Annotated in this window: 21 protein-coding genes; 12 read left to right on the plus strand and 9 right to left on the minus strand. The window is 70.5% G+C overall.

Annotated features, from left to right (window positions below):
* Nucleotides 1-74 precede the first annotated feature (74 nt).
* From ABZ374_RS21565 to ABZ374_RS21585, 5 genes are all read left to right on the plus strand, one after another.
* Nucleotides 75-794 carry a hypothetical protein gene (locus tag ABZ374_RS21565; protein ID WP_360313376.1) on the plus strand — a complete coding sequence of 240 codons (720 nt, stop codon included), beginning with the start codon at nt 75-77 and terminating at the stop codon, nt 792-794.
* Nucleotides 680-1,093, plus strand: coding sequence for a PPOX class F420-dependent oxidoreductase (locus tag ABZ374_RS21570; RefSeq protein ID WP_360313378.1), 414 nt, complete (start codon nt 680-682; stop codon nt 1,091-1,093). The genes ABZ374_RS21565 and ABZ374_RS21570 overlap by 115 nt, the downstream gene beginning before the upstream one ends.
* Before the next feature lie 187 nt (nt 1,094-1,280).
* Nucleotides 1,281-2,750: an SDR family NAD(P)-dependent oxidoreductase gene (locus ABZ374_RS21575; protein ID WP_360313380.1), complete on the plus strand. Its 1,470-nt coding sequence runs from the start codon at nt 1,281-1,283 to the stop codon at nt 2,748-2,750.
* Nucleotides 2,751-2,992: 242 nt separating this feature from the next.
* Nucleotides 2,993-3,625 carry a hypothetical protein gene (locus ABZ374_RS21580; protein WP_360313382.1) on the plus strand — a complete coding sequence of 211 codons (633 nt, stop codon included), beginning with the start codon at nt 2,993-2,995 and terminating at the stop codon, nt 3,623-3,625.
* A gap of 194 nt (nt 3,626-3,819) precedes the next feature.
* The gene (locus ABZ374_RS21585) at nt 3,820-5,277 is read left to right on the plus strand and encodes a CHRD domain-containing protein (RefSeq protein WP_360313384.1); all 1,458 of its coding nucleotides are present in this window, start codon (nt 3,820-3,822) and stop codon (nt 5,275-5,277) included.
* A 122-nt stretch (nt 5,278-5,399) separates the two neighbouring features.
* Here the strand turns inward: ABZ374_RS21585 and ABZ374_RS21590 are convergent, their stop codons facing one another.
* On the minus strand, nt 5,400-6,419 hold the full coding sequence (locus ABZ374_RS21590; protein WP_360313386.1) for an NADP-dependent oxidoreductase: 1,020 nt from the start codon (nt 6,417-6,419) through the stop codon (nt 5,400-5,402).
* A 65-nt stretch (nt 6,420-6,484) separates the two neighbouring features.
* The gene (locus ABZ374_RS21595) at nt 6,485-7,999 is read right to left on the minus strand and encodes an MFS transporter (protein ID WP_360313388.1); all 1,515 of its coding nucleotides are present in this window, start codon (nt 7,997-7,999) and stop codon (nt 6,485-6,487) included.
* Nucleotides 8,000-8,159: 160 nt separating this feature from the next.
* Here ABZ374_RS21595 and ABZ374_RS21600 point away from each other — a divergent pair, with 160 nt between their 5' ends.
* A complete protein-coding gene (locus tag ABZ374_RS21600; RefSeq protein WP_360313390.1) occupies nt 8,160-8,600 on the plus strand; it encodes a MarR family transcriptional regulator in 441 nt (146 codons plus the stop codon).
* 189 nt (nt 8,601-8,789) lie between these two features.
* On the opposite strand, the gene ABZ374_RS21605 is transcribed toward ABZ374_RS21600, so the two are convergent.
* Complete coding sequence (locus ABZ374_RS21605; protein ID WP_360313392.1) at nt 8,790-9,560, minus strand: TetR/AcrR family transcriptional regulator; 771 nt, start codon at nt 9,558-9,560, stop codon at nt 8,790-8,792.
* 131 nt (nt 9,561-9,691) lie between these two features.
* Between ABZ374_RS21605 and ABZ374_RS21610 the strand changes: the two genes are divergently transcribed.
* The 3 genes from ABZ374_RS21610 (at nt 9,692) to ABZ374_RS21620 (ending at nt 12,544) form a co-directional block, all read left to right on the plus strand.
* A complete protein-coding gene (locus tag ABZ374_RS21610) occupies nt 9,692-11,191 on the plus strand; it encodes an MFS transporter (RefSeq protein WP_360313394.1) in 1,500 nt (499 codons plus the stop codon).
* Nucleotides 11,192-11,327: 136 nt separating this feature from the next.
* Entirely contained in the window at nt 11,328-11,480 is a 153-nt protein-coding gene (locus tag ABZ374_RS21615) for a hypothetical protein (protein ID WP_360313396.1), read from the plus strand.
* A gap of 191 nt (nt 11,481-11,671) precedes the next feature.
* A complete protein-coding gene (locus ABZ374_RS21620; RefSeq protein ID WP_360313398.1) occupies nt 11,672-12,544 on the plus strand; it encodes an SAM-dependent methyltransferase in 873 nt (290 codons plus the stop codon).
* A gap of 85 nt (nt 12,545-12,629) precedes the next feature.
* Here the strand turns inward: ABZ374_RS21620 and ABZ374_RS21625 are convergent, their stop codons facing one another.
* Nucleotides 12,630-13,979 carry a SidA/IucD/PvdA family monooxygenase gene (locus ABZ374_RS21625; RefSeq protein WP_360313400.1) on the minus strand — a complete coding sequence of 450 codons (1,350 nt, stop codon included), beginning with the start codon at nt 13,977-13,979 and terminating at the stop codon, nt 12,630-12,632.
* 703 nt (nt 13,980-14,682) lie between these two features.
* Nucleotides 14,683-15,483 (minus strand): LmbU family transcriptional regulator, encoded by an 801-nt coding sequence (locus tag ABZ374_RS21630; RefSeq protein ID WP_360313402.1) that lies wholly within the window; start codon nt 15,481-15,483, stop codon nt 14,683-14,685.
* A gap of 1,159 nt (nt 15,484-16,642) precedes the next feature.
* Between ABZ374_RS21630 and ddaH the strand changes: the two genes are divergently transcribed.
* Nucleotides 16,643-17,488 carry a dimethylargininase gene (ddaH, locus tag ABZ374_RS21635; RefSeq protein ID WP_360313404.1) on the plus strand — a complete coding sequence of 282 codons (846 nt, stop codon included), beginning with the start codon at nt 16,643-16,645 and terminating at the stop codon, nt 17,486-17,488.
* A 516-nt stretch (nt 17,489-18,004) separates the two neighbouring features.
* Here ddaH and ABZ374_RS21640 read toward each other — a convergent pair.
* Nucleotides 18,005-18,805, minus strand: coding sequence for an ABC transporter permease (locus tag ABZ374_RS21640; protein WP_360313406.1), 801 nt, complete (start codon nt 18,803-18,805; stop codon nt 18,005-18,007).
* Nucleotides 18,802-19,773: an ATP-binding cassette domain-containing protein gene (locus ABZ374_RS21645; RefSeq protein WP_360313408.1), complete on the minus strand. Its 972-nt coding sequence runs from the start codon at nt 19,771-19,773 to the stop codon at nt 18,802-18,804. Before ABZ374_RS21645 ends, ABZ374_RS21640 begins: the two co-directional genes overlap by 4 nt.
* Before the next feature lie 347 nt (nt 19,774-20,120).
* Between ABZ374_RS21645 and ABZ374_RS21650 the strand changes: the two genes are divergently transcribed.
* The gene (locus ABZ374_RS21650; protein WP_360313410.1) at nt 20,121-20,681 is read left to right on the plus strand and encodes a sigma-70 family RNA polymerase sigma factor; all 561 of its coding nucleotides are present in this window, start codon (nt 20,121-20,123) and stop codon (nt 20,679-20,681) included.
* Entirely contained in the window at nt 20,678-21,484 is an 807-nt protein-coding gene (locus tag ABZ374_RS21655) for a zf-HC2 domain-containing protein (RefSeq protein WP_360313412.1), read from the plus strand. Before ABZ374_RS21650 ends, ABZ374_RS21655 begins: the two co-directional genes overlap by 4 nt.
* A 94-nt stretch (nt 21,485-21,578) precedes the next feature.
* On the opposite strand, the gene ABZ374_RS21660 is transcribed toward ABZ374_RS21655, so the two are convergent.
* Both ABZ374_RS21660 and ABZ374_RS21665 read right to left on the minus strand, forming a co-directional pair.
* Nucleotides 21,579-22,280 carry a transcriptional regulator gene (locus ABZ374_RS21660; protein WP_360313414.1) on the minus strand — a complete coding sequence of 234 codons (702 nt, stop codon included), beginning with the start codon at nt 22,278-22,280 and terminating at the stop codon, nt 21,579-21,581.
* 166 nt (nt 22,281-22,446) lie between these two features.
* On the minus strand, nt 22,447-23,121 hold the full coding sequence (locus tag ABZ374_RS21665; RefSeq protein WP_360313416.1) for a helix-turn-helix domain-containing protein: 675 nt from the start codon (nt 23,119-23,121) through the stop codon (nt 22,447-22,449).
* Between the last annotated feature and the right edge of the window lie 29 nt (nt 23,122-23,150).

Below are 23,150 nucleotides of genomic sequence, written 5' to 3' on the forward strand. Positions count from 1 at the left end.
TGACACATCAACCACTCCGTTCGGCCCGACGTCCACGCCGACGGTGCGGCCGGGAAGGCCGGTACCTCGTGAGCGTGCCCGATCGCCTGCCGAATCGGTTGATCCGGCTGTTCCTGGGCTTGGCCCTGTTCGGCGTCGGCATCGCGCTGATGGTGCGGGCGAAGCTGGGGCTGGACGCCTGGAACGTGCTGCACGAGGGCGTCGCGGAGCGCACCGGGCTGCCGTTCGGACGAATCGTGATCGGCACCGCCGTCCTGGTGTTGCTGCTCTGGATCCCGCTGCGGCAGCGACCGGGGATCGGCACGATCGCCAACGTCGTGCTGGTCGGCCTGGTGGTGGACGCGTTGTTGTGGCTGCTGCCGACGCCGACGGGCCTGCCGCTGCGGACCGGGCTGTTGCTCGCGGGCGTCGTGGTGACCGCGATCGCCACCGGCCTGTACATCGGCGCGGGTCTGGGCCCGGGGCCGCGCGACGGGCTGATGACCGGATGGGCCGCCCGGGGCCACTCGATCCGGGTGGGCCGCACGGTGATCGAGGCGAGCGTGCTGGTGGCGGGGGTGCTGCTGGGCGGGACGGTCGGCGTCGGCACGGTCGTGTTCACCCTCACCATCGGCCCGCTGGCCCACTGGTTCCTGCCCCGCCTGACCCTGCCCCCCAAACCGGAAGCGAGCCACCCGACATGGACACGGAACTCCTCGGCACCGATCGACGCGGCGTCCTCACCACCCTCAAGCGGGACGGCCGCCCCCAGCTCTCCCCGGTCTCCTACCTCTGGGAGCCGGACCTGCGGCTGATTCGCATCTCGGCCACCGCCGACCGCGCCAAGACCCGCAACCTCGCCCGCGACCCGCGCGCGAGCTTCCTGGTCACCGCGCCCGACTACGCCGGCTACCTGGTCGCCGAGGGCCGCGCCGAGATCGGCGCGCCCTGCCGGGCCCCCGACGACGCCGCGGCCGACGAACTGGTCGAGGTCTACCGCCGGATCGTCGGCGAACACCCGGACTGGACCGAATACCGCGCCGTGATGGCCGCCGAACACCGGGTCGTCATCCGGATCACCGTCGAGCGCACCTACGGCTGGTCCCGCACCTGAGCGAGGGCGCCGGTCCGGCGGGCCGCCGCGAACCCCTCGCACCGATGCCGTGGCGGTGCGTGACGGGCGGCGGCCGGGCCCGGGAGCACCCGGGCGGGCCGGTGCGGGAATTGGTCCAGGTCCCCGCACGACGTAGAGTTTCGCCGGGGTTTCGTGGTGGCGGCGAATACAGGAAACGGCAACGACGATGACAGCGAGTAGCGACATTCAGGCGGACACGAGCGTGCGGGCAGGCATCGACCCCGTGCGTATGGAGCTGTGTCTGAGCGTGCTCGCCGAGGTCGAGGACCTGGACGTCGAGCACCCGGACGCGGTGCGGATCCGCCGGGCCACGGCCGCCATCTACAAGAGCGTCAAGGAACGCCGCCGCAAGGAGCGCCGGGACCGGGTGATCGCCAACGACGAGGCGGTCACCGCCGCCACCGCGACCGGCGCCCCCGGGCGGATCGACGACGAGACGCTCGGCATCGCGTTGACCACGGTCACCACGACCGAGATCGCCGGCGTGCTCGAACGCGCCCGGGCCTGCTACATCTGCAAGAAGCGCTACCGCGAGGTGGACGCGTTCTACCACCAGCTGTGTCCCGAGTGCGCTGCCGAGAACCGGGCCCGCCGCGACCAGCGCACCGACCTGACCGGGCGCCGCGCCCTGCTCACCGGCGGTCGGGCCAAGATCGGCATGTACATCGCGTTGCGCCTGCTCCGCGACGGCGCGCACACCACGATCACCACCCGCTTCCCCAACGACGCGATCCGCCGGTTCGCCGCGATGCCGGACAGCGCGGATTGGCTGCACCGCCTCAAGATCGCCGGGATAGACCTGCGCGACCCGGCCCAGGTGGTCGCGCTGGCCGACTCGGTGGCCGAGGCCGGGCCGTTGGACATCCTGATCAACAACGCCGCGCAGACGGTGCGTCGGACCCCGCAGGCGTACGCGGCACTGGCCGCCGCCGAGGCCGCCCCGCTCCCGGCCGGCGAGTTGCCGGAGATGGTCTCGTTCGGCCACATCGGCGGCAGCGGTCACGTGTTGTTGCCCGGCCAGTCCCGCGCGGAGGAACAGGCACTGACCCCACAGGCGCTCACCGCGCTCGCGCTCACCAGCGGATCGGCCTCGCCGGCCCGGATCGAGACCGGCACCGCGATCGACGCGGGCGGCCTGGTACCCGACCTGGACCCGGTGAACAGTTGGACGCAGCGGGTGCACGAGGTGGATCCGGTCGAACTGCTCGAAGTGCAACTGTGCAACGTGACCGCGCCGTTCGTCCTGGTCAGCCGGCTGCGTCCGGCGATGGCCGCGGCCTCGGCACGGCGCAAGTACGTGGTCAACGTGTCCGCGATGGAAGGCCAGTTCAGCCGCGGCTACAAGGGCCCCGGCCACCCGCACACCAACATGGCCAAGGCCGCGCTGAACATGCTGACCCGCACCAGCGCCGAGGAGATGCTCTCCGACGGCATCCTGATGACGGCCGTGGACACCGGCTGGATCACCGACGAGCGCCCGCACCCGCAGAAGATGCGGCTCGCCGACGAGGGCTTCCACGCGCCGCTCGACCTGGTCGACGGCGCGGCCCGGGTATACGACCCGATCGTGCGCGGCGAGGCCGGCGAGGACCTGTACGGCTGCTTCCTCAAGGACTACGCACCGGCCGCCTGGTAGGCCGCCCACCTGCGCGTTCCGGCCCCGGCGAAGCTTCTCGCCGGGGCCGGTTCGGGTTCCGGCCGGGTTCGCGGAAAAAAACTTCGGACCGCGTTGAACCCTCCGCGACCCCTCCCCCGTACTGCTGGATGTCGACGCGCAACGACCGGCACGCGAACCGGTCGACTCGGGAACGGGGACCCAAAGTCCTCCTCCCGTACCGCCGTTCGACCAAACCATCGATCATCTTGCGGGGGTTCACCATGTCCGTTTTCAGCACCCACAGCACCCACAGCACCCACAGCCGCCGCGGCACCCGCGGCATCGCCGCCGTCGCCATCGCCGGCGCGCTCGGGCTGGGGCTGTCCGCCTGTGGCAGCGACTCGAAGGACGACGGCAAGGCCGCCGGCAACACCACCCCGCCCGCCACGCAGCCGTCCCAGCCCGCGCCGAGCGCGCCCGGCCAGACCCCGAACGGCACGGCGGGCAAGGCCGTACTGAAGGCGGGCACCGACGCCAAGCTCGGTGCGATCGTCACCGACGGCAGCGGCTTCACCCTGTACCGCTTCGACAAGGACACCGCCAAGCCGGCCAAGTCGAACTGCGACGGCGACTGCGCCGTGAAGTGGCCCGCCGTGACCGACACCGGCGGCGTCACCTTGAACGGTATCGACCAGTCCGCCGTCGGCAGTGTCACCCGCACCGACGGCAGCACCCAGGTCACCATCGGCGGCTGGCCGGTGTACCGCTTCGCGGCCGACGCCAAGCCCGGCGACACCAAGGGCCAGGGCGTCAACGGCACTTGGTTCGCGGTGACCCCCGACGGCAGCAAGGCCGGTGCGGCCACGAGCACGGCGCCGCAGACCGACAAGCCCTCGACCGGCGGCGGATACTGACCGACCCGAGCGGTGCCGGTCGGTCCGCCCCGGCACCGCTCGCCAAGGACCACTGATCCGGCAACTCCGGGGCATCATCGATGAGTTGCCACCGGCAGTACCGGCCCCGTGCCCCCGCGCCGACGACGCGGACGAGGCCCGGCCGATCCCACCCACGCGTACTTCACCGAACCATGACCTCGGGGAGATTCGTCATGCCCGCACGCAAGTACACGCTGCCCACCGTCGCCCTCGCCACCGCCCTCGCCTTCGCCGTCTCCGGCTGCGCGTCCTCGGACACCAAGTCCGGTGCCGGGAAGGCCGATTCGGCCACCGTGGCCAAGGGCGCCAACGACCCGGCCGACAACCCCGGCACCGCGCACGGGGCCGAACACGGCGGCACCGTCCCGGCCGCCGACCACACCACCACCGGCGCGGCCGAACCGGCGTCCGGTGCGGAGACCTTCTTCGCCGCGGGCCTGTCCGGCGCGAACGAGGTGCCCGGCGGCAACGCCGCGGTGGGCGACCGGGACGGCAAGGGCACCGCGCTGGTCCGGATCAAGGGCGACCAGGTGAGCTTCGGGATCCGCTGGGAGGGCATCGGCGCGCCCACCGCGGCCCACCTGCACCTGGGCGGCAAGGGCCGCAACGGCGAGGTCGCGGTGCCGTTCTTCGCCTCGACCCTGCCCGGCACCGCGAACGCGGTCACCGGCAGCGTCCGGGTCGTCGACGCCGCGCTGCGGGCGAAGATCACGAGCGACCCGGCGAGCGTGTACTTCAACGTGCACACCGGCGAGTTTCCCGGCGGGGCGATCCGCGGCCAACTGGTCGAGCTCACCCGCCCCGTCGAGGTGAACAGCGTGCTCAAGAACGGCACGCTGCCCGCCGAGGCGACGGGCAAGCAGGAGGTGGCCGACCCGGCGGGCGGGAAGACCGGCGACCCGGACGGCCGCGCGGACACCTCGATCCGGCCGTGGGGCAACTGCATCGACTGGTCGTTCGCTTGGACCGGCGTCGCGCCACCCACCCTGGGCCACCTGCACCGGGGGGCGGCGGGCGCCAACGGTGACGTGGTCGCACCGCTGTTCGAGGCGAAGGCCGGCCTGCCGCAGTCGGTGACCGGCCTGGCCGGCACCGTGGAGGGGATCGACCCGGCCGTGGTCGAGCGGATCGACGCGACGCCGGCGAACTACTACACCAACCTGCACACCGGCGAGTTCCCGGGCGGCGCGGTGCGCGGGCAACCGGACCGGAAGGTGACCCCGAAGCCGCCGGCGGTGAACCTGTCGGTGGTCGCGGGCAAGCAGATCTACCAGTGCACCACCAAGGACGGCGGCACCGCGTTCACCCAGCTCGACGTGGCGGCCAAGCTCCAGGGCGGTCTCAAGCACACCTTCGTGACCCCGACCGCCGGCCCGCCGCAGTGGATCGCTCCGGACGGCAGCGCGGTGACCGGCGCGGTGGCGAGCAAGCTGCCCAACGGTGACGGCAACATCCCCGAGCTGGTGCTGAACGCGACCCGGACCGGCAAGCCGGAGGGGCTGCTCTCCGCGACCACCCAGGTGTTGCGGCTGAACACCCGGGGCGGCGTGGCGCCGGCCGGCGCGTGCGACCCGGCGAGCCGGCCCACCGCCGAGGTGCCCTACCAGGCCGACTACCTGTTCATCGGCTGACCGCAGGCGCACCGCTCAAGACCCGCACGACCCGCCCGACCCGAAGGACCCGAAGGACCGCGCGACCGACCCCACGCGCGGTCCCTCGGCATGTCCGGCGGCGGCACCGTGCCGCGGCGGTGTCACTCCGGCAGGGCGACGACCATCTTCCCGGTGTTCTCCCCACGCAGCATGCCCAGGAGCGCTTCGAGGTTGTTCTCGATGCCCTCGACCACCGTCTCGCGATACTTGAGCCTGCCCTCGCGCAGCCAACCGCCGACCTCGGCGAGGAACTCGTCGCGGCGGCCGAAGTGGTCGATCACGATGAAGCCCTGGAGGCGCAGCCGCTTGCCGATCGACAGCGCCAGGTTGCGCGGCGCCGGGGTCGGCTCGGTGGCGTTGTACTGCGCGATCGCGCCGCACATCGCGACCCGCCCGTGCGTGTGCAACGCGCCGATCGCGGCCTCCAGGTGCTCGCCGCCGACGTTGTCGAAGTACACGTCGATGCCGTCGGGCGCGGCCTTGTCGAGTTGTTCGGCGATCGGACCCTGCTTGTAGTCGAACGCGGCGTCGAAGCCGTACTCGTCCACGAGCAAGGCGACCTTGTCCGCCGAACCCGCGCTGCCGACCACCCGCGAGGCGCCCTTGAGCCGGGCGATCTGGCCGACCTGGCTGCCCACCGCACCGGCCGCGCCGGAGACGAACACCGCGTCGCCGGGCTTGAAGGAGGCGACGTCGAGCAGGCCCGCCCACGCGGTCATCCCCGGCATGCCCAGGACGCCCAGGTAGGCGGACAGCGGCGCGAGGTCGGGATCGACCTTGACCGCGCCCGCGCCCTTGCCCGGGACCACCGAGTACTCGCGCCAGCCGAGCCAGTGCTGCACCGCGTCGCCGACCTCGAAACCGGGAGCCCTGGAGGCCACGACCCGGCCGACCGCGCCGCCGTCCATGGGTTTGTTCAGCTCGAACGGCGGGGTGTACGACTTGACGTCGTTCATCCGGCCGCGCATCGCGGGGTCGACCGACAGGAACAGGTTGCGGATCAGCATCTGCCCGTCGGCGAGTTCCGGGATCTCGACCTCGCGCAGCGCGAAGTCCTCCGCCTTCGGCCAGCCCTTGGGGCGGGCCAGCAGGTGCCATGCGCGGCTGGTGGTGGGGGTCATCGGAGGTGGCCTCTCTCGTCGGTGAAGGGTGGGTGGGGAGGCGGGGCGTCGGTGCGGCTCTCGGGTCAGGCGTCCACGGGCTGCCGCTCCTGCGGCACCGGGACGGCCACGGGTTCGGCCCTGGCGGGTACCCGCTTCAGGCCCAGCAACGCCACCCCGACGACCAGGACCAACATCACCCCGGCGATCACGAAGCTGAGCGTGAACCGGCTCTCGGCCGGGATCGGCGGGACGCCGGCGGGCAGGCCCCGGACCGACTCGGAGGCCAGCAGCGTGGTGATCACGGCGCTGGCGATCGAGCTGCCGACGCTGCGCGAGATGGAGTTGATGCCGTTCGCGATGCCGGTCTGGTGGTGCGGCACGTTGGCCACGATCAGCGCGGGCATCGCCGCGTACCCGAAGGAGATCGCGATGCCGGTGAGCATGCCCGCGAGGATCACCGACGCGGAGGTGCCATGGCCGAAGGCGAGCCACGCGAAGCCGGCGATGCCCACCGTCGAGCCGATCGCCAGGGTCGTGCGGGCGCCGATCCTGCCCACCAGGAGACCGCCAAGCGGCGCCGCGAGCAGCGAGATCAGCGCGCCCGGCAGCAGGTATTCGACCGAGGCCCGCAACACCGACGCGGTGAATCCGTAGCCGGCCACCCGCTCCGGCATCTGCACCAGGTAGGAGATGCCGATGAATTGGCTGAACGCGGCGAAGCCGACGAACAGACCGGCCAGGTTGGTCAGCAGCACCGGACGGTGCACGAACATCCGCAGGTCCACCAGCGGGTCGGCGACCCGGCGCTCGACTCGGACCCACACACCCGCCGTCAGCACCGCGCCGACGAAGGCGCCGATGGTCCGGCCGGACGCCCAACCCCATTCGTGGCCCTGCGAGATGCCCAGGAGCAGCAGCACCAGGAACAGGCCGAGGGTGGCCGCGCCGAGCAGGTCGATCCGGCCGCCCGCCTTGCTGCCCCCGGCCGGCACCCGCAGGATCACCGCGAGCAGGGCGACGGCGGACAGGATCGCGGAGAACCAGAAGACCAGGTGGTAGTTCGGGTCGTCGCCGCGGGTGAGCAGCCCGGTGGCCACCAGCGAGAGACCGCTGCCGAACGCGAGGGTGCCGCTGATCAGCGACATCGCGCCGGGCAGCTTCTCCGCCGGGAGCTCCTCGCGAATGATCGACAACGCGAGCGGGAAGATCGCGGTCGCCGCGCCCTGGAGCACCCGGCCCAGGATCAGCAGCGGCAGCGAGGACGTGACCGCCGCCAGCACGGAGCCGGCGATCATCACGATCAGCACGCCGACCAGGGTCGGCTTCTTGCCGTGCTGGTCGCCGAAGCGGCCGAGCAGCGGGGTGAACACGGCCGCGGACAGCAGCGTCGCGGTGGTCACCCAGCCGACGCCGGCGGGAGTGGTGCCCAGCTCCTGTTGGAGCAGCCCGAGGATCGGGATGACCTGGGTCTGCGCCATCGCGACGACCATGGCGGCCAGACCCAGGGCGAGGATCAGCGGGGCGCCGGATCGTCCCTTGTCGGCGGTGGCGCCACCGGCGGCGGTACCGGTGCCCTTGCCGGGCGGGGTGAGGCTCACGGGGTGCTCTTCCTGGAAGGGGACGGGGCAGGAGGGAAGCTTGGGAGCCTCGATGGTTGAGGTCTTCAAGCAATACGACGGACCGACCGTAGACAGCCGGAAATTGCTACGTCAAGTTCAAAGGTTGAAGTCCTCAACCTTTTTGCGTTAACTTGGCTCCATGAGCAGCACTGCGGACCGCCCCGACACCGCCGAGATCATGGACGCCATGGCCGCCGTCGGCACGGCGTACTTCCACGACTTCGCCGCCGTGGTCAGCCGGCACGGCCTCACCTCGGTGCAGGCCAAGACGCTGTCCCTGCTCCGCCGCCCGCTGCCGATGCGCGGGCTCGCCGACCGCCTGGTGTGCGACGCCTCGAACGTCACCGGCATCGTGGACCGGCTCGAATCGCGCGGCCTGGTCCGCCGCGAGCCCGACCCGAACGACCGCCGGGTCAAGAACGTGGTGGCCACCGACGAGGGCCACGCCACGATCCGCCGCATCCGCAGCGAGATGAAGACCACCCGCGCCGCCCTCGACGCCCTCACCCCAGAGGAACGCCTCGCGCTGTACCGCCTGTTGGCCCGGCTGCGGCCGGCCATGGAGGCTCCGCACGCCTGACCGGAATCGGTCGCCTCGCCGGGCCGGGCACCGGCGTGGTCGAACTGCCCAACGGCGTCACCATCGTCGTCGCGCCGTACTGCCCGCGCCGCTGCGGGTTCGGCCTGCGCCGGGGCCGCCCTGGGTGATCGACGCCGACAGAGCGCCCGCACCCGCCCGGCGCGGACCAAGGCGACGGCGCCGCCGGGGTCACGGGTGCGGCAGGTCCGCCAGGCCGCGGATGAAGATGTCCAGGCCGAATTCGACCCGGGCCATCCGGCCGCCGGTGGTCATGTGCGGCCTCAGGGCGATCAGGGTCGGGAATCGGTCCGGGGGCAACGACTCGATGACCTCGCCGAGGTAGGACTGGGCCATCGCCATCGGATCCTCCCCGTGTTCGGACCGGGACAGGTGCAGCGCCGCCTCGTAGACGTCGGCCGAGATGTAGAGCTGAAGCACGTCCAGCACCCACGCGCTGGCCTGTTCGGGGACACCGCCGCCGCGCATCACGGCCAACAGCCCCTCGCTGATCCGCAGCGCGTTGGGTCCGGAGGGGATCGCCGCCAGTACCGCCCGGCCCAGGTCGTGGTGTGCGGCCAACACGGTCCGGAAGTCCAGCACCACCTCCTTGAGTTGGGCCTGCCAGCGCTCGGGGTCCGGCTCCGGGATCACCACGTCGCCGAGCACGTGGTCCAGCACCAGTTCGAGCAGTTCCTCCTTGCTCGACACGTGGACGTACAACGACGCCGGTCCGGTCTGCAATTCGTCGGCGACCCGCCGCATGCTCACCGCTTCGAGGCCGCCCTCGTCCAGCACGGCCAGCGCCGCCCGCACGATCGACGCCCGACTCAGCGGCGGGCGCACCGGCCTGGCCCGGCCGCGCCGCCACGGCGGGGTGGGCAGTTCCGGCACGTCGGCGCCCGCGTCCGCGGGCGGTCGGTCGGGGGTGCCTGGGGATCCGGTCCGCGACGTTCTCGCCATCTGTTGCCGTCCTGTTTCGATCGGGGGTTGCGAACAGCGTAGTTGACCCGAACACTGACTCCTGGAACGAACAGCGATCGTTCCACCGAACGACATTCGTTCGGCACGAACCTTATTCGTCGAGGAGAGTCATGGATGTCAGCACCTTCCCGTCGGGCGCCCCGCCGGCCCCGGACCGGCCTTCGGTAACGGAGGCCGTGCCCCATCCGCGGCGGTGGGCGGCGCTCGCCGTGGCCCTGTTGGCCGAGACGATGGACCTGCTCGACGCGACCGTGGTCGGGGTCGCCGCGCCGTCGGTGCGGGCGGACCTGGGCGGCGGTTCGACCGGGCTGCAGTGGATCGCCGCCGCGTACACGCTGACCTTCGCCGTCGGCCTGATCACCGGCGGTCGGCTCGGCGACATCCTGGGCCGCCGCCGGATGTTCCTGATCGGCCTCGGCGGCTTCACCGCGACCTCGGCGTTGTGCGCGGTCGCGCCGTCGATCGGGCTGCTGATCGCGGCTCGCGCGGTGCAGGGCCTGTTCGCCGCGCTGACCATCCCGCAGACGTATTCGGTGGTGGTGTCGGTCTTCGCGCCGGCCGAACGCGGCAAAGCCTTCGGCCTGTTCGGGCCGGTGATGGCGTTGGCCTCGGTGGGCGGCCCGATCGTGGCCGGCGCGCTGATCGAGGCGGATCCCGCGGGCACCGGCTGGCGGGCGATCTTCCTGATCAACGTGCCGCTGGGCGTGTTGGCCATCCTCGGCGCGCTGCGCTACGTGCCCGAATCGCGGGCGCCGCGGCGGCCCGGGCTCGACCCGATCGGCATGGTGTTGGTCTCGGCCGCCGTGCTGCTGTTGGTGTATCCGCTGGTCCAGGGGCGCGAATCGGGTTGGCCCGGTTGGACGTTCGCCTCGATGGCGGGCGCGTTGCCGGTGTTGGCGGCCTTCGCCTGGTGGCAGCGGCGGATCGCGCGGGCCGGCGGATCACCGCTGGTGGTACCGAGCCTGCTCGCCAAACGGGCGTTCACCGGCAGCCTGTCGGTGGGCCTGGTGTTCTTCGCCGCGATGAACGGACTGATCCTGGTGTTCGGCCTGTTCCTCCAGATCGGCCTGGGCTGGTCGGCCATCCACGCCGGCCTGGCGAGCACCCCGATCGCGCTGGGCGTGGTGCTCGGCGCGGTGGCCGCCGGTGCCGTGCTGGTGCCGCGGTTCGGCCGGACCGTCCTGCACGCGGGCGCGGTGGTGATGGCGGTGGGCGTGGCCGCGCTGTCCCTGACCCTGCATCGGGTGGGCGCCGACGTGGACGCCGGGCAGCTCGCACCGTCCCTGGTGGTCGTCGGGATCGGCATGGGCCTGGTGCTCGCCCCGTTCTTCGACATCGCACTGGCGAGCGTCGACGAGCACGAGACCGGCTCGGCGTCCGGCGTGCTGAACGCCAACCAGCAACTCGGCGCCACGCTGGGGGTGGCGATCCTGGGCACGGTGTTCTTCGACGCCGCCGCCGCACCGGACGCCGCGGATCGGGCCGATGCGTACACGCACGCGCTGGAACAGACCCTGTGGGTGGTCGTGGCCGCACTCGCGCTCGTCGTACTCACCGCGTTCCTGCTGCCGCGCCGGCCGCGCGACGAGGAGCCGATCGACTCGCCTTAGGGCGTGGCCGGGGTGGACGGCGGTGGGGTGTCGGGGGGATCGTGCCGCCGAGGGCGCGCCGGATCAGCGACGCGGTGCGGTACGGCCGGTTCGCCGGGATCGGCGCGCCCGCCGGCTCACGCCCGTACCAGGCGCCATGTTCGACCTGTGGTCGCACGCCGGCGTCGGCACGCATGCCGAGGCGATCCTGGCCCGGCTGCGTGCGGGCACCATGCCGTGCGACGGGCCCTGGCCGGCCGACCGGGTGGACGCCATCGCCCGCTGGGTCGACGAGGGCATGCCCGAGTAACCCCCGAGCAGGGTGGTGCCGGCGGTCCGCGCCACGGGGCCGATCGCCGGCACCGCCCGCCCGAGTCGACCGCCCGGCGACCCGGGCCGTGTATCGATTCCCCCACAGCGCCTTCGGCGCGATCCCAAACCGCGAATGGCCACAGTACGCTCGGCGAAAACGGGGAATCGGTGGTGCGGAGGCAGGCGAACGTGACATCCATACCGGCGGGGGACGCGGGAGACGACGACGAGACCTGGCGGTTGCCCCGCCTCGACGAGGTCGAGAGTCGGTTGCCCGCACGGATCGACACGAGCATTCCGCACACCGCCCGGATCTACGACTATCTGCTGGGCGGCAAGAACAACTTCGCGGTCGACCGCGCGGCGGCGGACACCATCGTCGCCGCCATTCCCGACCTGCCGGTCACCCTGCAACTCAATCGGCTCTTCCTGCGCCGCGCGGTGCGCTACGCCGCGCGCCGGGGCATCCGGCAGTTCCTGGACATCGGCACCGGCATTCCCACCTCGGGCAACACCCACGAGGTGGCGCACGAGATCGCCCCGGACGCCCGGGTGGCGTACGTGGACAACGACCCGATCGTGCTGGTGCACGGGCGGGCGCTGATGGCCGACGCCGGACCCGGCCGGACCACCTTCACCCAGGCCGACCTGCGCTCGCCGCAGGACATCCTGTCGGCGCCCGAGGTGCTGGAGGTGATCGACTTCGGCGAGCCCGTCGCGCTGATGCTGGTCGCCATACTGCACTTCATCCGGGACGACGAGAAGCCGCACGAGATCGTCGCCCGACTGCGCGACGCGCTGCCCGCCGGCAGCATGCTGCTGCTCTCGCACGCGTCCTTCGACGCCGACCCGAACCAAGGCCGCAAGGGCGCCGACGGATGGAAGAACGCCTCCGCCGAGATGACCATGCGCGGCCACGACGACATCCTGTCGCTGTTCGCCGGCTTCGACCTGGTCGACCCCGGTCTGCGCACCCACTGGAACCCGGACGCGGAGCCGGACCACCCCCTGGACACGGTGGAGAACGTCTGGGGTTACGGCGCGGTCGGCATCAAGCCCTGACGGGGCACCGCGCCGGACGGCCGCGTCCGAGCCGGGAACGGCCCGTCGGGATCGCCGACGGGCCGCGACTCCCGGATGGAGGGGATCACCCGGTCTCGCCGGCGACCACCCGGCGAAGCGGTGGCTCCGCCATCGGCTCGGCGCGCCGGCCGATGATGGATTCGGCGATCTCACCGCTGCGCACGGCCAGGTTCGACAGCAGCGACGAGGTCAGGCCGTGGGTGTGCTCGGTACCGCCCTGGAGGTAGATGCCGCAGCCCAACTCGGGCGTGGTGACCAGCCGGTAGTCCCGGGCGACGCGATGCCGACCCGTGTCGTCGCGCAGGCAGTATCGATCGAGGTCGCCGAGCAGCGCGGTCGGCTCCATCGCGTCGTAGCCGGTGGCGAACACGATCGCGTCCACGTCCAGTTCCGGCGTCTCGTCGGTCGGCAGGGACAGCAGCGACACCCGCGTCTCGTCGCCGGCCCGCTTGACCTGGTCGACCCTGGTCAGGTTGAGGAAGCGCAACCGGTCCAGGCCGCGCACCTCTTCGTCGTACGAACGCCGATACAGGTCGCGGATCACCTCGTCGTCGACCACCGAGTAGTTGGTGTTCCGGTGGTAGTGCCAGAACGCCTCGCGGGAGCGATCCGTCCCGAAGTAGTAGGTGTCCACCGCGCCCGGGTCGAAGATCTGGTTCGCGAAGGGGGTGTCGTCGGCTACGCAGTAGCCGTAGGACGGAATGATCGAGTAGACCTGCGCGTGCGGCAGTTCGTCGTAGAGATAGCGGGTGATCTCGGCCGCGCTCTGACCCGCGCCGACCACCGCCACGGACTTGAGCCCGGCCGGGTCCATCCGACCGAACTTGTCCAGGAACTCCGAGCTGTGCCACACACGTTCGTCGCGCTGCACACCCTTGGGCATGCGCGGCACCAGGCCGGTGGAGACGGCCACGTTGCGTGCGCCCACCACCCGGGTCGTGGAGCCGCTGCGGACCTCCAGTTCCACGTACGGCTCGCCGGCGTCGCCCTCGGTCGCCGCGGGCCGTCGGATCCCGGTCACCTCGGTGCCGTAGCGGACCCGGTCGGCGAAGCGGGCCGCCGCCCATTCCAGGTACTGGTGGAATTCCTGGCGCGTCGGAAAGAAGTCCTGGTTGTTGACGAACTGCGTCAACCGACCGGACGCATGCAGGAACGACACGAAGCCGAAGCTCGACACCGGATTGCGGAACGTGGCCAGATCCTTCATGAAGGAAATCTGCATGGTCGTCGTGGGCAACAGCATATTGCGATGCCAGCCGAACGCGGGCTGTCGTTCGAAGAACATCGCCGACGGCTGTGACGGATCGTCCGGACCTGCGGACCGATACTCGTCCAGCGCAATGGCCAGCGACAGATTGGAAGGGCCGAACCCGATGCCCACCACGTCGTAGATCTCGCGTGCAAAAGTGCCCATAGAAAACTCTCCCGCTAGCAGGGCGGCGACAGGGACTTCCGTATCTTCGGCGGGTCGGTCACGGAAACCGATAAGAGGACCCTGGTCGGGAATTCAGGATAACCATTGTCCGACGTGCCCATGCTCCCGAATCTCTCGACCGGCCATACGGGAGAAACGCATTCGATATTGCGTCTGGGGGCACCGCAGTTCCAACGTAGGGGGGCCGGGCAAACCTTTCAAGGGGCTCGGTCCGCAATACGACCGCCGGGGCCGTCCCGCCGACGGGACAACGCTCCGGTCGGTCCGCCGGCCCGATCGTCCACCCGGGTACCGAACCACTGCCCGGGCACACGAAGCCAGGATGCTCCGCGACATGGCGCACCGGATTACCGAGCGGGTGAGTTCCCGCGTGTTCGTTACCCGGCGGTATCGCGAACCGGGCCGTTCATGGATGGTCGAGCCGATCCGTGGTAATCAATTGGTAACCGGCGTCGGACGCCGGCTCGGCGGACGCCCCTTTCGCCATACACCCGCCGGGTATTCCGGGCTCGGCGGACGATCGACGAATTGCCGGGCGGCCGGGCGGCCGAAGCCGGACCCGTTCCGGAGAACGACCGAAGGGCCCGTGCTCGCGAGCACGGGCCCCGGGATCGTGGTGCGTTGCACCGCCCCGGGCGGTGCACTGTCCACGATCACCCCGTTGTGCCTCGATCACCTGCCGTCAGGCGCTGACCGCCGTCTGCTCCTCGACGTCCTCCAGGACCCGCTCGGCGGCGTTGTCCAGCGTCGCGAGCACCCACTGCTCGAAGTCGATCCCCGATTGCTCCGCGGCCTTGTGCCACCACTGGATGCGATCGCCCGGCACCGCGAGCCGGCGCGTCGCCTCGGCCTGCCGGCCGTCCTGCCCCTCGGTCGCCGCCCGGACGTCACGGATGGCGTTGCGAAGCTGTTTGGTGGTCCACTTCATCTCTTCCGCGCGGTCCAGCCACAGTTCCTGTTCGGCGAGCGGCAACGAGGCCAATTCCGCATGGTGTTGGAAACTCAGTGCCGACCGCCTGCGATGGAACTCGAAACGCCTCGAAACCCATGCATAATTCCTTAGCGTCTGGTAGCTTAATCCGGCCGCGCGTATCCCCCGCTGGTACAGATCGGTATAGTGGTCCTTGCCGTATACCAACCAGTCGCCGAGCCACCACGACGAGGAATCCAGGATTCCCGACAGCTTGCGACCGGCCTGCTCCCAGTCTTCGAAGGTCATATCGGCAGGTATTTGCAGACCCACTTTTGTGGTGAGCAACCGACCGCAGTGCGGATGGTCCCCGACGGCTCTCCGCGGTCGGGCGACGACCCCCGGGCCCGAGCGAAGCTGCGTCTCTCTCGCGATTTCATGATTTCTGGTTTGATTCGCCACCATGCCTCCATGTGAGTGCACGCTCGAACAAGCGAATGTTGCGCAGATTCCGTGCCGCTCTTGCGCAGTTCGTTGCCACGGGGAGTCCCACCACGGGTGCATACCAGACATATCCGATATACATTCGGTCGACCATCGATCCCATCGGCGCGATCGGACCCGAAGGCCACTCTCGGATCGCTCCCGGCCGAATGTTCGACGACCTGGGCTCCACCTGCGTACGACCGTGCCACGCGATCCTTGGGATCGCGCGGTCGGACATGGTGGACATATGTACGAATGCGTGCATCAACGACTTGCCCCGTTCGCCTCTTTGCAGATCCCCGTTGGCATTGCGGCTACCGGCGTCACGCCTTGCCGTCTCCCGAAGATCCACATTCAAAGTGGGCCTCTTCGACGGCCTACCCGAGTAGATCCCAGCAACTCCCGGAAATCAAGGAAACGGCCGCTGATCGTTTCGGAACGATACCGCCCACTGTCGCCGGGTAGTCGATCGTCTCATTCCACAACCGGCGAAAAAAGATTTGACCAACCAAGTTGTTTCTATACATGGCCGGGGTGATCGGATCGAGCGAGTTCGCGGGGCCGGTCACTATAAGGGCGCGTACCTGCTGCGGCTCGAAAACCCGGCCGTCTTGACGCGGTCCTAACGGCACCGATAGGCGGGTGTCATCGCACATTCACGACCGGGCCGCATCGGGAATGACCTCGACCATCCGGACGGATTCTTCGGCGCCCCGTTCGAGTGCCGGCGACGCGCGTCGATCGATCGAATTCGGCCGGCCCGGATCCGCGCCGAACCGGGCCGGCGCTCGGCTCCGCGGCGGTTCCCGGCCTGTGCACCGCACCGGACGCGGCCGGGTCGGGCGTCGACCCGCCACCGGGCGAGTCGGCCGGCCGGTGGGCGATCCGCAGATGCGGGCCCGGCTCGCCGCAGCCCGCCGGCGGCGACCTCGGCCCGGCCCGCGAACCCCGTCGCGCACCCCGTCGTGCACCCGCCCCGCACCCCGACCGAGCGCCCGACGGAACGCCGGGGGGAATTACCCGAATCGACTCCGATGAAATCCCCGAATATCAATTGCAGGTGATTGTCCCGTCAACGGGACGAGTGCGGCCCACACCTCGTGCTAACTTCGGCCCGCGGCGATCCCGCTCCTTTCCGGCATGCCTGCATCGGGCGAACGCCGTGTTTCCGTCCGGTCGAACACACCGTTTCGCATCGGCATTGATTTCACCCCGGACACAAATCGCGGAGAACAAGGGAATCAAAGTGACCCAGACAAACACCCAGGCGACTTCGGACGGCAACCGCACGGCTCGGCCGCGGCGTTTCCTGATGTGCCGGCCCACCTACTTCGACGTCACGTATTCGATCAATCCGTGGATGGACCCGCGGGTGCCCACCTCCGCGGACACCGGGTCGGCCCAGTGGAAGGGTCTGCACGATGCCTACGTCGCGCTCGGGCACGACGTGGCGTTGATCGAACCGGTGCCCGGTCTCCCGGACATGGTGTTCGCGGCCAACGGCGCGACGGTCGTGGACGGCAAGGTGCTCGTCGCCCGGTTTCGCCACCCGCAGCGCGCCGACGAATCGCAGGCGTACCTCGACTGGTTCCGCGCCGACGGATGGTCCGAGGTACGCCAGGCCGAGAGCCTCAACGAGGGCGAGGGCGACTTCCTCTACGTGGGCGGCGAACTGCTGGCCGGCTCCGGATTCCGCAGCGACCTGCGCGGGCACCACGAGGCACGGGAGTTCTTCGGCATCCCGGTGCTCAGCCTGACCTTGGTCGATCCCAGGTTCTACCACCTGGACACCGCGCTCACGGTGCTCGGCCCCGACGAGATCATGTACTACCCGCAGGCGTTCTCCCCCGACAGCCGGCGGCTGCTGGCCGAGCGCTTCCCCGACGCGATCCTGGCCGACGAGGCCACCGCGGTCGTCTTCGGGCTCAACGCGCTGTCCGACGGCCGACACGTGCTGTTGCCGGAACGCGCCGTCGAACTCGCCGGCCCGCAGCTCCGCGAACGTGGCTACGTCCCGATCGGGATCGACCTGGTCGAGTTGCTCAAGGCCGGCGGCAACGCCAAGTGCTGCACGCTCGAACTGCGCCGCTGAGCGGCCTCGATGCGGGGCGGGGCGCTCGTTCGGTACCGGGTCCCGTCGACGGGACAGCCCCCGCCGCCGGCGCCGAGGATTCGTGGTGGGCCCAATTGTTCGCGGCCGACTCGACCGACCGTCGTTTCCGGTCACCGAATTCCGACCGGGAGGTACGCTCGCCTCACCGGAGCGGGTGTCGGAATACGGATCGGGAACTCGGCGGGGTTCGGACGCGACCCCCGCAACCGGGTCGCACCGAATTACCCGAATCGCCGGCCGGACAAGGCTGATCATCGGTTCCACCCATCGACTGCCGTCGGGAAATGCCTCCGCCCGGGCAATTCCCGTCGGCGGCCCGGTTCCTCCTGCGGCCGGCCGGTCACAGGAGGAACCGGGCCATCGCCCGGGAAATACCGCCGGCCGGGAAATCCGCCGGAATTCGGGGCACCCCGAGCGCGCGACAATGCCGAAGGGCTCGGCCCGTCACCAGGTGACGGGCCGAGCCCTTCGGCATCGTGCGACACGGTGACGGGCCTACACCTTCGGGGCCTCGCGGTTGAAGATCGAGCGCGACCACAGGTAGCCGACCAGTGCCAGGCCGAGGCACCAGGCCAGGGCGATCCAGGCGTCGTTGCCGATCCCGGTGCCCAGGAGCAGGCCGCGCAGCGTCTCGTTGATCGGGGTGAACGGCTGGTATTCGGCGAACCAGCGCAGCCCGGTGGGCATCGAGTCGGGCGTGACGATCGCACTGCCCAGGAACGGCAGGAAGGTCAGCGGCAGCGGCGCGTTGCTCGCGGTCTCCACGGTCGAGGCGCCCAGGCCCATCGCGGCCGAGAGCCAACTGAACCCGAAGGCGAGCAGGAGCAACAGGCCGATGGAGGCCAGCCATTCGATCGGGGTCGCGTTCGACCGGAAACCGACCGCGAAGGCGACGCCGGTCACCATGACCAGCGCGATCATGGTCTGGATGACGTTGCCGAGCACGTGACCGGTGAGCACCGAGGCCCGGGAGATGGACATGGTGCGGAAGCGGTTGATGATGCCTTCGGTCATGTCCGAACACACCGACACGGCCGTGGAGACGGCACCGGAGGTGGCCGTCATCAAGATGATGCCCGGGGTGACGTAGTCGATGTAGTCGCCGCGGCCGGAGCCGCCGCCGGGCAGCTCGATGCCGTTGCCGAGCGCGTTGCCGAACACGTAGACGAACAGCAGCAACATCAGGATCGGGGTGATGACCGTCGACAGCGTCATGGACGGGTAGCGCCGGGCGCGCTTGAGGTTGCGGCGCAACATCGTCATCGAGTCGCGTACCGCATAGGTGGAAGTACTCATCGCGCGTTCTCCTTGGACGACTCGGGCCGACCGGTCAGGGCGAGGAAGACATCGTCGAGGTCGGGGGTGTGCACGGACAGCGACTGCGCCTCCGCACCGGCGTACTCCAGCGCGTCCAGCACGTCGCGCAGGGCCGCGATGTTGCCGTCGCCGGGGATTTGCAGGGCGAGTTCCTCGTTGTCGCGCAGCGCGCCGGGGAACAGCGCGGCCGCCGCGTCCAGGCGCCGCTCGGTGGCGAAGAACACCCGGATGTGCCCGCCCGGGATGCGCCCCTTGAGCTCGGCCGCGGTGCCCTCGGCAACCAGCCTCCCGTGGTCCAACACCGCGATGCGATCCGCGAGTTGGTCCGCCTCCTCCAGATACTGCGTGGTCAGGAAGATGGTCGTGCCGTCGGCGACCAGATCGCGGATCAGGTCCCGCATCACCCGCCGGCTGCGCGGGTCCAGGCCGGTGGTCGGCTCGTCGAGGAAGAGCACACTCGGGCGGCCGACCAGGGTCATCGCCAGGTCGAGCTTGCGTCGCATGCCACCGGAGAAGGTGGACGCCGACTTCCCGGCCTCGGCGGCGAGGTCGAAGCGGTGGAGCAGATCGGCGGCGCGCCGCCGGCCCTCCCGCCGGTCCAGGTGGTGCAGGTCCGCCATCAGGAGCAGGTTCTCCTCGGCGGTGAGCAGGTTGTCCACCGCCGCGAACTGCCCGGTGACGCCGATCTCCCGGCGGATCCCGTCCGGGTCGGTCCGCAGGTCGTGCCCGGCCACACGCGCCTCGCCCGCGTCGGCGCCGATCAACGTGGTGAGGATCTGCACGGTGGTGGTCTTGCCGGCGCCGTTGGGACCCAGGAGGGCGAAGATCGTGCCCTCGGGGATGTGCAGGTCGATGCCGTCGAGCACGACCTTGTCGCCGTAGGACTTGCGCACCCCGCGGGCGGTGATTCCGCCCGGGGTGGCGATCCGAGTGGTGGTGGCGGTCATCGCGCCCACCCTTCCTTTCCCTGGATCTGTCGAATGGTTCGGCGCCGGCATGGCAGTGCTGCGGCGCCATGGTGGTGCCAAGTACCGATCGGTCCGTGATCGGGTCGCAATCCGGCGGCGATCCGACCACAACAACCGCTTCCGGTGACCCTGGAGGTCCGTTGCGGCCAGCATGGCACACTTTTGACGCCACAGTGAACCCCATGGAGCCAAAGTGGCGTCATTTTCGCATCGTGCCTGGTCGGAGGGCCGAAACAGGGATGGCGCCATGGCGGCAGGCAGGCGCCCCCTAGGGTGTTGCCTGCTCCGGGATGCGGATCTCGGCTACGGGAGGAGGCCGGTCGCGAATGTCCGATGTGGACGTGCCGGGGTCCGGCCCGCCGGGTTCCGACCCGCCGGGCTCGGACGAGGAGACCAAGTTCGTCACGATGCTCTATCGCGAGTACTCACGGCCGTTGCTCGCGGTCGTGTCGCGACTGAACGGTGGCGATCGGCAGCGGGCCGAGGACAGCGTGCAGGAGGTGCTGGTCCGGGCCTGGCGCAATCGCGCCAAGCTCGATCCCGCCGCGCCGCTGCTGCCCTGGCTGGTCACCGTCGCCCGCCGGCTGGTCATCGACGAGCAGCGGGCCCGCGCGGCCCGTCCGCCGGAGGTCGGCGACGAGCCGTTGGCCACGCTGCCCACCGGCGACGAGGTCGATCGGCTGCTGCGCTCGGTGGTGGTCGGCGACGCGCTGGACGCCCTTTCCACATCGCACCGGGAAATTTTGATCGAAACGTTCTTCCGCGACCGTACTGTCAACCAGGCGGCCGAGGTACTCGGCATCCCGGCGGGTACGGCGAAGTCACGCGTGTACTACGCGCTGCGCGCGCTGCGGCTCGTCCTGGAGGAGAGGGGTGTGTCGGCATGAGCGTGCAACCCGAACATGCGGATGTCGCCGCGTATGCCCTCGGCCTGTTGGAGCCGGCGGACCGGGATGCGTTCGAGGAGCATTTGGCCGGCTGCGACCGCTGTCTCGACGAGCTGGCCGATTTCTCCGGTCTGGCCACGCTGCTGACCGAGGTGCGCGACGAGGGCGTGTACGAACTGCCGGAGCCGGCGGCACCGGCACCCGCGGCGCCGACCCGACCGGCGTGGACACCCGGACCGGTCCCGGTGCCGACGCCGGAACCGACCGCTGCCCCGCCACCGGTCGCCGGCCCGGGTCCGGTGGACGATTTGGCCGCGCGGCGCAACGCCCGACGCACCCCCCGGCTCGCCCTCCTGGTCGCCGCGTGCGTCGCGCTCCTGGTGATCGGTCTGGGCGCGGGCGTGCTCGCCGGCCGGACCTGGCTCAAGGACGATTCGTCCACCTCGGCGCAGCAGGCGGACCCGTTCCGGGCCATCGCCGAGAACGGGACGACGCTGCAGGCCACCGATCCGCGCACCGGGGCAGCCGCCCGGATCGCGCTGGAGAGCAAGGCCTGGGGCACCAACCTCGCGCTCGAACTGCGCAACGTTCGCGGTCCGTTGCGGTGTTCGCTGGTCGCGATCGGCAAGGACGGCAAGGAACAACAGATCTCCGGCTGGACGGTCCCGCCGAAGGGCTACGGTGTACCGGGTTCGGAGGCGCCCCTGGTGATCCGGACCGGCACCTGGACGCCCGCGGACCAACTCGCCCGCTTCGAGGTCCGCATCGCCGACGGCGGAACGTTGGTCGGCGTACCGGTCTAGTACGTGCCGCCGGACGCGCCCGGCGCGAACAAAGAACGGTCCTGCCGTCCCGTCGGATCCGACGGGACGGCAGGACCGTTCGGTTCGGGGTCGGTTACGCGAATCGTCCTTGCAGCAGCCACACGCCCGGGGCGCCCGGGTCCGCGACCGGGTCGCCGAGCAGCCCCCAGAACCGCTCGACCACCGCGGCCCGCGGCACGTCGGCCACGTCCATGCCCTCCGGGAAGACCGAGCTCAGCGCTTCGAGCACCTCGCCGATGCGCTTGCGGCGCATCCCGATCAACCGGGTGATATCCGGCAGTTGGGTCTTCCAGCGGCCCACCACCGCCTCGGCGAGCAGGTTTTCCAGTTCGGGGCCGACGCCGGACACCTCGGCCAGGTCACGCATCGACAGGCCGAGGGCGCGGACCAGGAAGCCGGTCCGCTGCTCGTCGGCCCGCCACTTGTTCGCACGTTCGAGTCGGGCGTAGCCGATCTCCTTCATCCGTACCTGGTTGGCCAGTTGGGCGCGGGTGAGGCCGGCCGCGATCCGGTGGTCCTGGAGATTGCCCGGTCGGCCGCCCATGAGTTGGCTCACGGGGACGACCAAGGACTTGGCGAGGGCGAGCAGTTCGGCTTCGTTCGGGCGTTCCGTCCCGGCTTCCCACTGGGCCACGGTCGACGGCAGCACCCGCAGCTCGTACGAAGCCAATGTCGCGGCCACACGCTCGCAGGTTAGCGCCATCACCCCCCGGGCGGAGGCGGCTGCGGACGGCGAGAACGCCGGTCGGACATCGAGGTCATTGGGGTCGGTCACGCGGCAAGCATAGAAAGCCTCGGCGCCGGCGTGGTGCCGACGTCTCCGGGAACACGGCGAACCGGCCCGCGTCCGGGGGACATCGGGCCGGCACCCGGTCCGTACCGGGTGTGCACTCGATCGACCCCGGTCGGCAAGCGAGCGGCAACCGATCGGCAACCGATGATTACCGGTTGGGCCGTAGCTTGGTCACATGGCGCGGCAGCGCCGGCGCGATCGACCACAACACCTCGGCCTCGATCTCGCCCGGATTCGTCCATCCGTGTTCGAGTCGCGCGGAGAACGTGGTCGAGTCGCCCGCGCCCAGATGTCGCACGGCGCCGTCGACGGTGAGTTCGAGGCTGCCGCGGACCAGGTAGGCGAACACCGTCTCGGCCTCCAGCGCGTACGCGCCGCCCGAGCCGCCGCCCGGGCTCAGCACGGTGCGCATCACCTGGACGTGCGTCTCCTCCGCCGGCGTCAACAGGAACTCCTCGATCCCGATGCCGCCCATCTCCAGCGGGGCACCGATGCCGCTGCGCACCACGTCCTGGTCGGGGTAGTCGAACAGGGCGGCGATGCTGGTGCCAACCGCGTCGCAGATGCGCAGCAGGGTCGGCACGGACACCGACGCCTTGCCGCGCTCGGCCAGGCTCAGAAAGCCCTTGGTCACCCCGGCGGCGCCGGCTACCTGGACCAGCGTCAGCCCCTGGGCCAGGCGCAGTTCGCGCAGGCGCGGGCCGACCCGGGACATCCGGCTGGAGGTGTCCTTGGCGGCGGGTGCGGCTGCGGGCTCTGCGCCGGTGGCGGCCGGTGTGGCCGCGGGCTCTGCGCCGGACTCTGCTCCGGTATGTGCTGGCACGCGCGACACGGTACCCGTCCTCCCGTCGT

The organism is Embleya sp. NPDC005971 (assembly GCF_040629175.1).
Lineage (GTDB): Bacteria > Actinomycetota > Actinomycetes > Streptomycetales > Streptomycetaceae > Embleya.